12 protein-coding genes are annotated in these 16123 nt (G+C 49.3%); 9 read left to right on the top strand and 3 right to left on the bottom strand.

Annotation, left to right across the window (positions count from 1 at the left end; genetic code table 11):
- The first annotated feature begins 391 nt into the window (after window positions 1–391).
- The 3 genes from tyrS to NG792_RS04060 all read left to right on the top strand — a co-directional run bounded on the left by tyrS (window position 392) and on the right by NG792_RS04060 (window position 3377).
- A complete protein-coding gene (gene tyrS / locus NG792_RS04070; RefSeq protein ID WP_261234638.1) occupies window positions 392–1603 on the top strand; it encodes a tyrosine--tRNA ligase in 1212 nt (403 codons plus the stop codon).
- A gap of 26 nt (window positions 1604–1629) precedes the next feature.
- A complete protein-coding gene (gene pyrF, locus NG792_RS04065; RefSeq protein ID WP_261234637.1) occupies window positions 1630–2334 on the top strand; it encodes an orotidine-5'-phosphate decarboxylase in 705 nt (234 codons plus the stop codon).
- 512 nt (window positions 2335–2846) lie between these two features.
- The gene (locus tag NG792_RS04060) at window positions 2847–3377 is read left to right on the top strand and encodes a hypothetical protein (protein ID WP_261234636.1); all 531 of its coding nucleotides are present in this window, start codon (window positions 2847–2849) and stop codon (window positions 3375–3377) included.
- Between the two features lie 17 nt (window positions 3378–3394).
- Here NG792_RS04060 and NG792_RS04055 read toward each other — a convergent pair whose 3' ends face one another.
- A complete protein-coding gene (locus NG792_RS04055) occupies window positions 3395–4096 on the bottom strand; it encodes a uracil-DNA glycosylase (protein ID WP_261234635.1) in 702 nt (233 codons plus the stop codon).
- A gap of 281 nt (window positions 4097–4377) precedes the next feature.
- Between NG792_RS04055 and NG792_RS04050 the strand changes: the two genes are divergently transcribed.
- Entirely contained in the window at window positions 4378–5031 is a 654-nt protein-coding gene (locus NG792_RS04050; RefSeq protein ID WP_261234634.1) for a phosphoribosyltransferase, read from the top strand.
- Between the two features lie 160 nt (window positions 5032–5191).
- Window positions 5192–5488, top strand: coding sequence for a hypothetical protein (locus NG792_RS04045; protein WP_261199443.1), 297 nt, complete (start codon window positions 5192–5194; stop codon window positions 5486–5488).
- A 17-nt stretch (window positions 5489–5505) separates the two neighbouring features.
- On the opposite strand, the gene NG792_RS04040 is transcribed toward NG792_RS04045, so the two are convergent.
- A complete protein-coding gene (locus NG792_RS04040) occupies window positions 5506–5901 on the bottom strand; it encodes a VOC family protein (protein WP_261234697.1) in 396 nt (131 codons plus the stop codon).
- A 406-nt stretch (window positions 5902–6307) separates the two neighbouring features.
- Here NG792_RS04040 and dxs point away from each other — a divergent pair, with 406 nt between their 5' ends.
- The 3 genes from dxs to mtnA all read left to right on the top strand — a co-directional run bounded on the left by dxs (window position 6308) and on the right by mtnA (window position 10682).
- A complete protein-coding gene (gene dxs, locus NG792_RS04035; protein ID WP_261199442.1) occupies window positions 6308–8212 on the top strand; it encodes a 1-deoxy-D-xylulose-5-phosphate synthase in 1905 nt (634 codons plus the stop codon).
- Between the two features lie 137 nt (window positions 8213–8349).
- Window positions 8350–9591, top strand: coding sequence for an NAD(P)/FAD-dependent oxidoreductase (locus tag NG792_RS04030; RefSeq protein ID WP_261234633.1), 1242 nt, complete (start codon window positions 8350–8352; stop codon window positions 9589–9591).
- 32 nt (window positions 9592–9623) lie between these two features.
- A complete protein-coding gene (mtnA, locus tag NG792_RS04025) occupies window positions 9624–10682 on the top strand; it encodes an S-methyl-5-thioribose-1-phosphate isomerase (protein WP_261234631.1) in 1059 nt (352 codons plus the stop codon).
- A 65-nt stretch (window positions 10683–10747) separates the two neighbouring features.
- Here the strand turns inward: mtnA and NG792_RS04020 are convergent, their stop codons facing one another.
- Window positions 10748–12835, bottom strand: a complete 2088-nt coding sequence (locus tag NG792_RS04020) for a cation:proton antiporter (RefSeq protein ID WP_261234629.1) — start codon at window positions 12833–12835, stop codon at window positions 10748–10750.
- 1147 nt (window positions 12836–13982) lie between these two features.
- On the opposite strand from NG792_RS04020, the gene NG792_RS04015 reads away from it, so the two are divergent.
- Window positions 13983–16123 (top strand): two-partner secretion domain-containing protein (locus tag NG792_RS04015; protein ID WP_261234628.1); only part of this gene is annotated, 2141 nt, incomplete at its 3' end.

The raw sequence follows: 16123 nt of genomic DNA, 5'->3' as shown, positions 1-16123 counted from the left end.
CCTAGTCCAATCCTGCCGCAACGCCCACCGCTTGCTTCCCTAAGTCAGATCGACAAGTTCCTCATCCAATAATCCGGACGGCGCGATCGCAATCTCGGCTCGCTGGGTGGGACTGGACTGTTTTTTCTCCCCAGTCTAACCCACCCTAACTCACTAAGTTTGGCAATTCATAGTAGTCTTCAAAGCGTAAACCCATAATTACGTCAAGCACCCCAGGATAAGGGACCAAAGTTATTTATGATGGGTGCAGGGTTATGGTTTACCCGCTAACCCCTGGCCCAGTTCGGTTGAAGATCTCGCAGCACAAGGCTTACCTGCTTTTTTAGGTAAACTTGTAAGTCTCCAACCCACTGACGCATTTGTACAACCTGGCACAATTCGATTAAAACCCTTGAATCAAAGTTTAGCTTGGCTGCACCGTGGTGTCAGCGAAATTTTTCCAAATCAACCCGAATCCCAGGACCCCAATGAGTCCTTGGTTGCCCGTCTGCACCGTGCAGAGGGCCCCTTACGGGTTAAGTTAGGCATCGACCCTACAGGTGCCGATATCCATCTGGGTCACAGCATTCCCGTGCGAAAAATGCGCGCGTTTCAAGATGCGGGTCATACGGCAGTTTTGATTATTGGGGACTTTACTGCCCAGATAGGTGACCCCACGGGCAAATCAGAAGTCCGTCGCCAACTCACGCCCGAAGATGTCGAACGCAATGCCCAAACCTATCTCGACCAAGTTCGTTCTATTTTAGATTTTGATACCCCCGGACGTCTAGAGATTCGCTACAACTCCGAGTGGTTGTCCAAGCTGAATTTAGCCCAAATTCAGGAACTCTTAACCACGATGACGGTGGGACAAATGTTGGCGAAAGAGGGATTTGCCGATCGCTATGAGAAAGGCAACCCCATCTACCTCCATGAGTTTCTCTATCCCCTGATGCAAGGGTATGATTCGGTAGCGGTTCAGTCCGATGTGGAACTCGGCGGTACCGACCAAAAGTTTAATATCGCCGTAGGAAGGGATTTACAGCGCTATTTCGGACAAGTGCCTCAGTTTGGCCTCCTCATGCCGATTTTGCTGGGGACCGATGGCACCCAGAAGATGTCTAAATCCCTGAATAATTATGTGGGTTTAGCGGAAGACCCTTTATCCATGTATTCCAAGTTGGAGAAGATTCCCGACTCCCTGATTGAGGAATATTTTGAACTGTTAACGCCCTTAGCATTGGAGGAGTTACCGGAAAACCCGCGCGATCGCCAAAAATTACTAGCAACCACCGTAGTGGCGCATCAACATGGGGAAGAGGCGGCAAGGGAGGCACGACGTGCAGCAGAAACCCTGGTGCAAGGGGATGCGACCCAAGCGGAAGCGGTCCCAGAATTCTCCTTAGCAGGGGTGGAATTTCCTGCCAAACTGTTTTATATCCTCAATCTGACTGGGTTATGCGCCAGTAGTTCGGATGCACGTCGCCAGATTAAAGGGGGGGCAGTGCGTTTGGATGGCGATCGCATTGCTGATGAAAATCTCTCCTTTGAATCCATTGCCGACCTGAATCATAAGGTTTTACAAGTCGGTAAAAAGAAATTTGTGCGCCTAGTCCAGTCCTAACCTTTATCCCCCTCTTCCCTGTAATTATGTCTGTTTGCGATCGCATTATCGTTCCTCTGGATGTCCCTACTCAGGCCGAGGCCCTCACCCTAATTGATGCCCTACCCGAGGTCTCGTTCTGGAAAGTGGGACTAGAACTCTTTGTCAGTTCCGGTCCCAGCATTCTCTCTGAACTTAAAACTCGTCAAAAACGGATTTTTCTTGACCTGAAATTTCACGATATCCCCAACACCGTGGCCGGGGCCTGTCGGTCTGCTGCCCAGTATCAGGTCGATTTGCTGACTATTCACGCCACCTGTGGGCGTAGGGCGCTCAAAGATGCTCAAACCGCATTAGTAGAAACCGCTGGAGAGCAAGCGCCTAAACTCATCGCCATTACCCTCTTAACCAGTCTCAATTCCCGGGATTTAGCCTTTGACCTCAAAATTCCCGTCGAGTTGCCCGAATATGCCTTACAGATGGCTTTACTCGCCAAAGAAAGTGGCTTGCCTGGGGCGGTTTGTTCTCCTCATGAAGCGGCCCAATTGCGATCGGTTTGTGGTTCGGAGTTTCTGTTAGTCTGTCCCGGAGTTCGTCCAGCTTGGTCAGAAGCGGGAGATCAACGCCGCGCTATGACTCCTGGGGAGGCGATTAAAGCTGGGGCTGATTATTTGGTCATCGGGCGACCCATCACCGCCTCGGAGGACCCGGGGGCAGCATTTCAGCGGATTTGTGAAGAGATAGAGGGATGATGCAGGATTGGGACCAAGAGGGACCCCACCCTAACCCTCCCCTTGCTAAGGGGAGGGGACCGGAAACCCGGATTTCTCAAAAGCCCCCCCTTACCAAGGGGGGGTTGGGGGGGGTTCTTCCGATCGCCCAAGAGGGACCCCACCCTAACCCGGACCTTGCTAAGGGGAGGGGACCGGAAACCCGGATTTCTCAAAAGCCCCCCCTTACCAAGGGGGGGTTGGGGGGGTCTCTTCTCCAGGACCAAGAGGGACCCCACCCTAACCCGGACCTTGCTAAGGGGAGGGGACCGGAAACCCGGATTTCTAAGAAGCCCCCCCTTACCAAGGGGGGGTTGGGGGGGGTTCTTCTCCAGGACCAAGAGGGACCCCACCCTAACCCTCCCCTTGCCAAGGGGAGGGGACCGGAAACTTGGATTTCTAAGAAGCCCCCCCTTACCAAGGGGGGGTTGGGGGGGTCTCTTCAGAGAATTGCCAGGATTCTGCTGTGCTTTTGGGTGGGATCTCTCTTCCCAGTGGGGGTTAGGGCAGGGATACCGGAGGCGATCGCCCAAGTTTCTCCCTCTACACCTAGGGTTCGAGGGGTTTGTCCGGCAGATTTAGACTTATTAATGAGTCAATTGCTGCCTGATTTACCCGGTTATGTCAATCGCACGATTCAACGAAGTAGCCAAGATTATGTGCCTCGGTTCGTGATTCTCGCGGGTCGTCCAGAATTTCAACCGTTGCCTCAAGGACCAGGGGTGAATCATCCTCCAGTTTCTCGGTTGCCTGGAGATTTAGAAATCTCAGGATCTGACCCGGCGATCGCCCAAGTCTTTTTTACCACTTTAGAACGTCATTATACCGCCACTCAATCTGTCGAATATCAGCAATATCATTGGTTATTTTTATCCCAAACTGATGAAGGGTGGCGCGTGAATCAAATGTTTTCTCGCACCGCCTATCCAGAAGGGGCAATCCCCACTCCTCCGCGAGATAGTAGTGATAGCGAAATGGCTCAAGCGGTCCGTTTATGGTTACGAGATTGCCGGTACAGGGGTTAGGTTTTTTAGTCCCCGGACTATTTCAGTCCAAGTTCTTCTAATTTGGCACTCACCGTTTGGATATCCTGCCACATCAACCATTTAGGTGAACCTTTTTCTCGGGACGGATTGCGCAGGAGATAGGCGGGATGAAAGATGGGCATACAGAGTTTTCCTTCCCATTCAAACCATTGACCCCGAATTTTAGTAATTCCTCGTTTTTCCTTGAGTAAGCCTTTCACTGCTGTTGCTCCGGTTAATAAAATAATGGAGGGATTGACTAGCCGAATTTGTTCTAAAAGATACGGTTTACAGGCTTCCATTTCGTCGGGAGTGGGGGTGCGATTTCCGGGGGGACGGCATTTATTGACATTGCAGATGTAAACGTCTTTTTCCGTGGACAGTTTGACGGAGGCGAGGATTTTTTCTAATAACTCTCCGCTTTTGCCGACAAAGGGTAATCCAGTTTCATCTTCGGTTTGACCCGGGGCTTCTCCAATAATCATAATCGGTGCCTGGGGATTTCCTCGGCCAATAACAGCATGGGTACGGTTCGCGCCTAATCCGCAGCGGTGGCATTGGTTACAGGGAATGGACAGTTCATCAACGCTGGTATAAGTACCTGGAGGAATGGGAATATCGGCCCGGGTTGGAATCAGTTTGGGATTAAAGGATGGGGGGTTGGGGGGTTCATCAAAAGGGGTGATATCAAATAGATTAAGCTGGTTTTTGTCGGTCATTTTGTATCCTTATTTTGGTTATTTTTAAAGGGTCTACGGGTTCCAAAAGGCTTAAAATCCTTGGTTAATTTGAAAATTCTTCCGGGGTATTAGAGGTTTAGAGATTGAAGGTAGAGAGGTAAATTATATCAGGGGTTGAAATGATTTAAACCCAAGTTTAAGCCGGTTTGGGCTAATTTTAGGCTAACAGAAAAGGGAATAAAGTGGCCCATTACGCATCAGGTTAAGAAAAAATCAGCCATCATAGAGGCAACTGAAGTGCTATGTGGCTGGAGGGTACGATGATACCTGCCCCATTATTTCGCGATCGCGCTGATGCGGGAGAACAACTGGCTGATGCGGTGATTCGACAACTGGCTGAAATCGATCCAGACTTGAGGCGGATTAAACCGATTGTGTATGCCTTGCCGCGTGGGGGATTGCCGATCGCCGCCCCTCTGGCGCAGCGGTTGGGTTGTCCTTTGGATATTATTGTGGCTAAAAAGATTACGCGTCCAGAGAACCCAGAATTGGCTCTGGGTGCGGTAACGGCGGATGGAGAGGTTCTTTGGGGGAGACAACGTTTGTTACGGCATCGCGTGCGACAAATCGCTCAACAGGAGGCTCAAGCGAAAGCTCAAGGGCACTTGAGTCAGATGGCATCAGCTTGTCCCCAAGTGGATCCGACGGGAGCTTTGGCCCTGGTTGTGGATGATGGGATTGCTACGGGGATGACAATGGCGGTGGCGGTACAGGCGTTACGACAGCGAAATCTAGCCCAAATTTGGATCTGTGTGCCTGTGGCCCCTGCGGAGTTGGTGGAAGAGATGAATCGGTGGTGCGATCGCCTGGTGGTGTTGGCAACTCCCGATCCCTTTATGAGTGTCAGCCGGTTTTACGAGGCGTTTCCCCAGGTGGAAATGTCTGAGGCGATCGCCTACTTATCCGGCCAATAATTGCCCGCTTCCTCACCAAAGTCACGGGTTCAGGGGGGAGTATTCCTTTGGGAATAGACATGGGGCTGACATCCTCTATCCCCAGGGGGCGGGTCCCTGGGTTAATTGCCGGTTAATCTTAGATTAAGATAAAAAACAAGGTCTTAAATTTTTAATCTCAATGGGACGTTGGCAATTTTGGGGGGATACCCTGATTAATTATATTCACCACAATCCTCCCCTGTTTCTCGAACTGGTGATGCTTTCGGCAGCCATTGTTTTACTGGGCTTTTGGGGGGTGACTCTGGACTGGCCTTATTTGGTCCTGAGTTTGAGTTATGCGGTCGGATCGTCCTGTTCCTGTTTAGTACGCGGTGCGATCGCCCCTTCTCCGACCTTTAGGCTGCCCCAATTGACGGCAATTTTGTTATTAGCAGTCAGCTTTTTTAGTTTTGCTGATTTATTAGGGTATTTATAATTTACCCCGGCTGAGGTCTAATTTTTAGGGACCTGCTCAAGCGATTGATGAAAAATCAAGCGATTGCCTAATGGGTCATAAGCGTAAATTTCTCGCCCGTGAGAGGCAGTGGTAATTGCTGCAGGGGGTGGATACCCTAACTGACCCAGATGGGCGATCGCCTCCTCCAAATTTGTCACTTCAAAACATAAACTCAAACTCCCCGAACCCTGGGGCAAAAACTCCGATTCATGACTGGATTTTGGCTTAAAAATCCCTAATCTCAACCCTGGCGCAGCAAACTCAGCATAGACCCCTGGACGATAGGGATTTGGGGCGATCGCCAACAGTTGAGCATAAAATTCCACAATTTCTTCAAAATTAGCAGCCGCCAACGTCACAAAGGCGGCTTGATATTTAACCTTGATTCCCAAAACAGCCGACTCCTGGTGAGATGCGATCGCTGAAAAAATACCCAGACCTCTAACTGCCACTCCAAGTCCGGATAGCCGTACCCTTGAAGGGGTGGGACCAGGGTTTTCCCCCCAATCCCGAGCCCGCCGCCAATGATTTTCTAAAAACCCGTTGGTCCGAAGGGGGGCACCTGGACTAGAGTAAGAGGGGAATATCCGAATCCTATCCTCTCATGGTAAATTAAGTGGGACTTATTAATCCCTTAAGTAGCAGTTATTGAAGCTAATCCCCTTTGCAGTCCAAGCAGCGATGGGGCATACGCCATAGGTCGTCACTGGTGAGGGGGACGGCAAACCCACCCTCTACTCCCCAGTTGAGCCTATGTAACTTCCTTTGTAAGCACGATCGCAGAATTCAATAAAAAATATGCATCTGAGTGAACTGTCTCACCCAAACCAGTTGCACGGTTTATCCATCCATCAACTTGAGCAAATTGCTCGCCAAATTCGGGAAAAGCATCTGGAAACGATCGCCGCATCTGGCGGTCACCTCGGCCCTGGTTTGGGCGTGGTCGAACTGACCCTGGCCCTCTACCAAACCCTCGACCTCGATCACGATAAAGTCATCTGGGATGTGGGTCACCAAGCCTACCCCCATAAACTGATTACCGGACGGTACAACAATTTCCACACCCTGCGCCAAAAAGATGGCGTTGCCGGATACCTCAAGCGCAGTGAAAGCAAATTTGACCATTTTGGCGCGGGTCACGCCTCGACGAGCATTTCGGCGGGCTTAGGCATGGCCTTAGCCCGGGACATGAAAGGCGAAAAATTCAAAGTAGTTGCGGTGATTGGCGATGGTGCACTCACCGGCGGCATGGCATTGGAAGCGATTAACCATGCCGGTCATTTGCCTCACACTAATTTGATGGTGGTCCTCAATGATAACGAAATGTCCATTTCTCCCAATGTGGGGGCAATTCCTCGTTATCTCAATAAAATGCGCCTGAGTCCCCCAGTTCAGTTCCTCAAAGACAATTTAGAGGAACAGTTCAAACATCTCCCCTTTGTCGGGGAAACCTTCACCCCAGAAATGCAACGCATCAAGGAAGGGATGAAGCGGTTGGCGGTTCCTAAAGTCGGGGCAGTCTTTGAGGAGTTGGGCTTTACCTATATCGGCCCCATCGATGGGCATAATCTGGAAGAACTGATCACCACGTTTAATCAAGCGCATCAAATGCAGGGTCCGGTGTTGGTTCATGTAGCCACGGTGAAAGGGAAAGGCTATGCGATCGCCGAAAAAGACCAAGTGGGTTACCATGCCCAAAATCCCTTTAATCTGGCAACTGGAAAAGCCATCCCCTCCAATAAACCCAAACCCCCCAGCTATTCCAAAGTTTTTGCCGACACTCTGATTAAACTGGCGGAAGAAAACCCCAATATTGTGGGAATTACCGCAGCAATGGCAACAGGAACGGGTTTAGATAAACTCCAAGCTAAACTTCCTAATCAGTACATTGATGTGGGAATTGCTGAACAACACGCCGCCACTCTGGCAGCAGGTTTAGCTTGTGAGGGAATTCGCCCGGTTTGCGCGATTTATTCGACCTTCCTGCAACGGGCTTATGACCAAATTATTCACGATATCTGCATTCAAAAATTACCCGTGTTTTTCTGTCTGGATCGGGCAGGAATTGTAGGGGCAGATGGGCCGACTCACCAAGGGTTATATGATATCTCCTATCTGCGTTGCGTTCCCAATTTGGTGCTGATGGCGCCGAAGGATGAGGCGGAACTGCAACGGATGTTAGTCACCGGAATTGACTACACCGATGGGGCGATCGCCATGCGCTATCCCCGAGGGAATGGGTACGGTGTCCCCTTGATGGAAGAAGGATGGGAACCCCTGGAAATTGGCAAAGGGGAAATCCTCCGCAGCGGTGATGATTTGTTAATCCTCGGCTATGGTTCAATGGTCTATCCCGCCTTACAAACGGCGGAAATTCTCAACGAACATGGCATTGCTGCAACGGTGGTGAATGCTCGATTTGTCAAACCCTTGGATACCGAGTTAATTTTGCCTCTGGCGCAACGCATTGGTAAAGTAGTGACGATGGAAGAAGGATGCCTGATGGGTGGTTTTGGTTCTGCTGTGGCGGAAGCCTGCATAGATCATAATATCCCGGTGTCGATGTTGCGTTTGGGTGTGCCCGATCAGTTGGTGGATCATGCCACACCGGAGCAATCTTTCGCCGAGTTGGGTTTAACTCCCTCTCAAATGGCCGATCGCGTTTTACAAACGTTTAAATCGCCTGTTTCTGTTGCTCATTAATTAACAGCCTGAGCAATTCTCCCTTGAAAATTATCCAGAGAACTCAGGAATAGAGAACGCAGAGAAAACATAATTTCTCTGCGTTCTCTTTGTTTGAATGATAATTGTTGTATTGCGGGACTAAATTGGATGGTTCAATGAAAAGTTTTGATGTCGTTATTGTGGGTGCAGGTCCAGCGGGAGGTCATTGTGCGAGGCAATTGGCCCGTTCTGGCATTCAAGTTTTATTGGTGGAACAACATGAAACCTTTGCAGCAAATAATTTTTCAAGCGCGGCAACTCCGATGGAAACCTTGGCTAAATTTGAGTTACCCGAATCCATTGTGGGGAGTTTTTGGCAGAATCTGCGGATTGTCAGCACCCATGTTCACAAACGCTGGGAGTCTTCTACTCCTTTAGGTGCGGTGTTGAATTTTGCTAAACTTCGAGAATTTTTAGCGGAGGAAGTGACAAGAAATGGGGGTGAGGTTTGGTTGGGTCATCGATACCTAAGTCACTCTTCCCAGAAGGGTGAAACGGTGGTGATGCTTAAACCCAAGGGGAAACAAGATGCAGTCTCTGTTCGGACCCGGGTCTTAGTTGATGCCACAGGTGCGGCGCGATCGCTGATGTATCCTCACCCTCAAAATCGTCCTACTTTTTTTACCGGGGCGGGCATCGAGTATTTAATTAAAGTGGAGGACTCTACTTATAAATCTTGTGCCGAGTCTCTGATTTTTTTCCTGGGCCATCACTGGATGCCTCAAGGGTATTCCTGGATTTTTCCAATGGAACCCAATATTCTCAAAGTAGGGGCAGCTCGTTATCAGGGTCAACATCAAATTTTGGAGGACCGATATCCGGCGATTAAACAGTCTATGGAGTTACTGATTAAAGAGTATCTTCAGATTGATGAGTACCAGCGATTAGAAACCCACGGTTCAATTCTGCACTACAGTAGCGAACTGCGGGATATTTACTACCGGGAAAATTTAATCGCCATTGGGGATGCAGTTTCAGCGGTGAATTTTTTGGGGGGAGAAGGGATTCGGCATGGAATGGAGTCGGCACAGATTGCGAGCGACTATATCCAGGACTATCTGGCCGATCGCCAGGGAGATTTTTCAGGGTATCAACGCCACCTCCACCAGAAATTTAAACGGTCCTGGGATTTTTCCGAGGCAGTGGCGAAAAGAGTTTATCTGCAATACAGCGATCGCAGGATTGATAAAGGGTTGGCCTATTTAGGAACCCTGGAACTTTCGGAGGTGATAGACCTTTTATTCTACTATCGCTTTGAAAAGATTACGAAAGGACTCCGGCGCATCCTCCTGCGCAAACTGACTGGATTTTGGCAAGAAATTCGGCAAAAATTGGGCCTATCTAGTAGAATAAGTTAGAGCAGATTCACCTAGTTTTTACCGGATTGATTATGTCTGGAAATCCTCCTGTTTATCCCGTTGTGTGGAAAGAAGACCATGTAGCGCTCATTGACCAAACTCGTCTACCGATGGAGTATGCCGTGGTAGAAATTCGGCGCTATGACGATATGGCAAGGGCCATTCAAACCATGATTGTGCGCGGTGCTCCCGCAATTGGAGTGGCGGCAGCTTATGGAATGTATTTAGGGGCCCGGGAAATCCAAACGGAGGAACGGGGGGAGTTTTTGACTCAGTTAGAAACCGTGGCAGAAACGTTACGGCAGACTCGTCCCACGGCGGTTAATTTGTTTTGGGCAATCGCCCGAATGCAAACCGTGGCAAGGCAGACGTTAGGACCGGTGAGTTATCTCAAGAAAGTCTTGCTAGAAACAGCGCAGGGGATTCAAGCAGAAGATTTAAAAACCTGTCAGGCGATCGGCGATCGCGGTTTGGAGGTCCTGCCGAGTACACCGCAAAAGCTGCGAATTCTCACCCATTGTAATGCGGGAGCGTTAGCAACCGCAGGATATGGCACTGCATTGGGGGTGGTGCGATCGGCGTGGAAATGCGATCGCTTAGAACGAGTCTATGCCGATGAAACCCGTCCGCGTTTGCAAGGGGCGAAACTGACAACTTGGGAATGTGTCCAAGAAGGAATTCCCGTCACGGCGATCGCCGATAATATGGCAGCACACTGCATGAAACAAGGATTAATTGATGCAGTAGTGGTAGGTGCCGATCGCATTGCGGCAAATGGGGATACGGCCAACAAAATCGGCACTTATAATTTAGCAATTGTTGCTAAAGCTCATCTGATTCCTTTTTTCGTGGCCGCACCCTTATCTACGATTGATTTTACCTTAATTGAAGGCAGCGCCATTCCCATCGAAATTCGGGATGCCGAAGAACTTTATCAGATCGGCTCAACCCGAATTTATCCCCTCGGCGTGGAATTTTACAATCCCGCCTTTGATGTCACTCCCGCCGAATTAATTACCGCCATTATTACCGAACATGGGGCAGTGGCACCGTCCCATTTGCACCAATTGCACAGTCAGCAGGTAGTTTAGGGCAATCCCCACAAAGGAGAGGTTTCAACTCTCCTCCTATTCAGGATTAACGCTTAAAACGGCTATTAAGAGTGCGGTTCACCAAACAAAATTAGGGAACATTTCAACTCTTCAATGACTTTAGTCGTGACATTGCTAATGGCTAAACCCCCGGCAGTCCGACGCCGAATTGATCGCAGGATCACCAGATCCACGGACTGCGCTGCCTTCATAATTACCTTGACCACATCATCATCGGGAATGGTGGTAATAGCAATTTTTATGGGGGAGTTATCCCGCTTGACCAGTCTGGCTAAATCGGCTTCAAATTGATGAATTTGTTCGACCGGAGTCCGGCGAGCACAAACGTGCAATAAGGTGATTTCCCCTGAATTCGCATCGGCAAATAGCTGAGCAAATCGGACAGTCCGCAAGGTCTGGGGGGATAAATTTTTGACCGGCACTAATAAACGATGAATATTAAGGGGTTCATCGATGAGGCGCATGACGGCAACCGGACAGTGGGAGGCCCAAAAGACGTCATTAATTAGGTTACCAAATAATCGCGATCGCAAGCCCATCTTTGGACTCCATCCCATTACGATTAAGTTAGATTCCCATTCCCTGGCGGTTCGGCTGATGGCATGGGAGATATCATCATCAATGCGCAGTTCTGGTTTTGCTTTAACGTGAAATTCCTCTAACATTTGGACCGAGCGATCGAGCGATTGCCGACTCTCTTTGAGGGCGAGATCGAGTTGGGGTTCATCCATGTGAACATGAGCCCTCGCCACGGATAAGGGGATAATTTGCCCAGACTCATGACGGGCTAAAAGCGCCGCCATTTGAATTAAATATCGTTGGGTCAGGGGATTAGAAATTGGCACCACTATGGTAAACAAATCATCCGATTTCGCTAAGGGAGGATTTATCGGGTTCTCCACTTCCTTGGGTTCCCACCAGATCGACATATTATCTAGGTCTAGTTGCTCCTGGGGTACCGGCAGTTTGCTGGCAAATCGTGCCGTCATCAAAGGTCCGATAATTGACGTCACCACCATCAACACAATCACGGTGTTGAAGACTTCTGCCGTAATCACTCCCTGTTGAACCCCCACAAGGGCTGCCGCCAAGGTTGCCGCCACTTGTGGCACAGAAAGTGACCACATAGTTAAGGTTTCAATCCACTGATAGCCATACAACAATTTGGCAACCCAGGCGGCTAGAAATTTGCTTCCGATTAAGCCAAAAACGATCGCCAAGGTGAGTCCAAGGGAGGTGGTTAGGGTTTCGATAAATCCATTGATATCCAGCAATAAACCCATTCCCACAAAGAAGAATGGGATAAATAAAACACTGCCCACAAATTCTACTTTTTCCTTAACCGGACCGTTTCCCACCACATCATTGACCGCAAGTCCGGCGAGAAAAGCTCCCACAATTTGCTCCACATTAATCAATTGAGCGCCGACAGCGGCCAGAAACAGGGCAAGCAGGACGAATAAAAACTGATTTCCTTCCTCATCTCCCGTGCGGCGAAAATATTCTTTCCCTGCCCACTCAACTCCAAATAATACGCCAGCGGAGTACAGTCCCAGTAATACTAACTGGAGGATTAACGAAAATGCAGTGAATTCTCCAGCATTGAAGGACACACAAATTGCCAACACTAACAACGCGCCAATATCAGTAAAGATTGTGGCCCCAATGGTCACTATAATGGCCTCATTTCCGACAACTCCCAATCGGTTGACGATGGGATAGCCTAGGAGCGTATGAGAGGCGAGGAGGGAACCAATTAAAATGGAAGGATTCCAATCAAATCCGAAACTTCGTCCGATAATTGTACCTACAATCATCGGGACAAGGAAGGTTGCCAACCCAAATCCGAGGGAGCGATTTTTAGTCCGGCGGAACTGTTGGATATCAATTTCTAAACCTGCGACGAACATGAGGTAGATTTTGCCAATGTCCGAAAGCAGTTTGATGGTGTCCGTACTGGGATTGAGCAGTTTAGCCCCATCGGGACCTAAAACCACTCCGGCGACTAACAACCCGATTAATCCGGGCAGTCGCAGCTTCTCAAAGATCGGAGGGACAGTCAAGATAACCAAGAGCAGAAGGGTAAATTCTACAATTGGACCTTCGGGAATTAAGTTTGTTATTTGTTCCATCAGCGTGCGAGCGCAATCAACTTATCGCGTTGCGGTAGAAGGGTTTAATGTAACTTATCATAGCCCACCCAATAATTTCGCTTCCCGGGATTCTGTCTGAGCCAGGGTTCATTTTTTATTTTTAATGGGAAATTTTTCACTAATTTATTGGAGTTGATGTTAAAAAAATAGACCTACGGTCTTTTTATAACTATGTATAACTTGCCTGTATTGTATCTATAAAAACCCGTAATTTGAGGATATTACTTTTTTGTATTTGTGGCCATAAAACAATGTTTTTACATTTTTCATTGGTTTAGTAATTTGTTTAAACTTACTATTTTTAATTTAATAAACTTACAGGTATTTGAAGGAATAACAATACTGAAAATAGTTGGTTTCGCTAATTTTATTAAGGATGCGGTAGGCGGGGGGTAAAGGTGATGGAAAATCCCTGCTTCAATGGGGGTGAGTTTGAATATAAAAATTCGGGATTCTCAACCCTAAAGGAAAGTTAAAACGTCGCAGCCCGAGTTGAGGGGCCTCAATCTGGGGTGAAGGGTTCTGGGTGGGGCGATCGCCAGGATCCTTAGTGAGGTCTTCTCTACCCTTCCCGACTCATACTCCAAATCGGTTAAATTTGCCTATTCCTATGGATTCATCCGAACCCGAAAATCATCAAAATTTCCCCGGGTTAAACTCTATCCTTTAGGTGAGGTCATTTTCCGAGGCATGGACTATACTAGAAAACGCTAAGTCATAGAGTTCAATCGGGACTCAAGGGATTGAGGTCCAGGGGTGGTCATCCTAATTTGAGGGGAAGGGGCGATCGCCAACGGGCGAGGGGATTTTTTCCGGGAAGGGGTCGATTTTTTTGAGACTAGGGACAGCGATCGCGATGCTGCTGACTATAGGGCGCTAAACCTACAGCTTTAAAAAGGACCGAGGTCCGGTAACTGGGTTAACCAGTATTTTCAGTCCGGGGAGTCCAGACTTGAGTGTTTTCAGTCCGGGGCGATCGCCACATCGGAACCCATAGGTCAGCCACCTCTACTCGAACACTTGAACTTCCTATATAATCAACATTCCTAATCCCCCGGTCAGAGAATCACCGCTGGATTACACGCCATTATTCCACTGTAACCCATTTATTTATATCCAATTTATTATGAAATTCCAGGTTTATAAAACCAGCTTTTTCTTATCCCTATCCTGGGGGATATTCCTCCCCCTGGTTACTCCAATTGTCGCCTTTTCTCAGCCCCCCCAACCGATTCTTCCCGCTGAGAATGGAACGGGGACAGTGGTCCATCCCGAGGGAGAAGTGTTTCACATTCAGGGGGGAACTCTCTCCTCCGATGGCGCTAATCTTTTTCATCGGTTTGAAAAATTTGGGTTAAATGCTGGTCAAACCGCTAACTTTCTCTCTAATCCGGAAATTCGCAATATTCTGGGGCGAGTAACCGGAGGGGATGCCTCTTATATTAATGGCTTAATTCAAGTCACTGGGGGGCAGTCTAATTTATTCTTGATCAACCCCGCTGGACTGGTTTTTGGGCCCGATGCTGCCTTGAATGTTCCCGGTGCTTTTACTGCGACTACGGCGACCCGCATTGAGTTTGCTTCGGGGTGGTTTGATGGGGAAGGATTCAATAATTATAGCCAGTTGATTGGCAAGCCGCTGGCTTTTTCTTTTAGCACTCAAGAACTGGGAAGCATTATTAATGCGGCCCCTCTGACGGTGAATTCCCAGCAGAATTTAAGCTTGATTGGGGGAACCGTAATCAATACCGGAACCCTCAGCGCGCCCGGAGGAACGATTACCCTTGCTGCCGTCCCGGGAGAAAGTTTGGTGCGGATTGCTCAAGAGGGATATTTACTGAGTATTGAGGTGAATCCCCAGGATTTGACTCTGGGGAATTCCAGCAGTCTTCCCTTATCGGTGAATCCCCTTTCTTTACCGGAATTACTGACTCAAACTGGGGTGGGTCATGCGACGGGGATTACAGTCACCGAGGGGGGAACGGTGATTTTGACGGGTTCGGGTCTGCCGGTGGAACCAGGGGATCTGATGATGAGCGATCGCCCCCTGTCTGCGACAGTCCCGGAGAACCGAACGACGATTAACGGCGCAAATGCCATTTTTTCGGCCCATGAAACCCTGACGATTGTGGGGGGTCAACTGCGGACGACGGGAGATTTAACCCTGCGAGGTGGTGATACAGTGCGGGTTCGCGAAGGGGAAACGGGGTTTCAGGCGATCGCCGGAGGCAATTTAGCCATTCTCGGCGATCAGCGCATTGATATCCTTGCCTTAACCGGAATTCAACCGGCATTTCAAGCGGGGGGAAATCTCAGATTAGTGAGTCCCGGTAATATTTCCGGGGATTCTAACTTTTCCGCTGGGGGAAATTTCTCCCTGGAGAATGGAGTCGGGGGTGGGGGTTACTTCGTGAGTGAATATGACCCCATTATTAGCGCTATTGGGGATGTAATTTTGGGGTCTTATAGGGGGGTATCTCTCAAAGTTGAAGCAGGTGGCGCGATCGCCGCTGGAGATATTACCATCACCGGTCCCGATATCACTTTGGGAAACCTGAACGACCCCGATGCGGAACTCCTCCTGAATGAGGCAACCTTAATTTTGCGATCGGGAGTCGCGTCGCTAGTGAATCCCACGGATATCCCGGCAACCCTCGGCAACACCTTTGTGGTTACCAGACCCCAGAGTTCGCCCGCTAATATTACGGTAGGAAGGGTCTCCACTGCCGGAGGACCCGTGATTTTAAACTCAGCAGGAGAATTGTTTGTGGATGCGATCGCCACTGCTGGGGGAGAAATTCGCCTCACCGCTAACACTAATATCACAGCTACTGGAACCCTCAATTCTCAAGGGGGTGACATCAACATCACCGCCGGGAATTTCCTACGAGTCTTGGATACTTTTAATAATCCGAACGGTGTCAATACCAGTATTTCATCAGTAGAAAGTGGCGATCGCGGCGGAGATATTCGCATCCAACACAACGGAGGCACTACCACCCCGTTTGTTATCGGGGATGCCACCGTCAATGGGACCGCTGGTGCGATTACCACAGGTTCTACAACCATTTCGCCCAACTTCTCTGTCCCCGTCCCCCCATCTCGCTACACCCAAGGCAATATTACGATTGTCACTCCCAGTCCCAATGAAACTCCCACGGACCCGGGGGAAGAAACTCCCACGGACCCAGGGGAAGAAACTCCCACGGACCCAGGGGAAGAAACTCCCACGGACCCAGGGGAAGAAACTCCCACGGACCCAGGGGA

The sequence above is a fragment of the Laspinema olomoucense D3b genome, assembly GCF_025370785.1.
In the GTDB taxonomy this organism is placed as follows: Bacteria; Cyanobacteriota; Cyanobacteriia; order Cyanobacteriales; family Laspinemataceae; genus Laspinema; species Laspinema olomoucense.
Note: the sequence above shows the minus strand (reverse complement) of the source record. Positions and strands in the feature narration are given on the sequence as shown.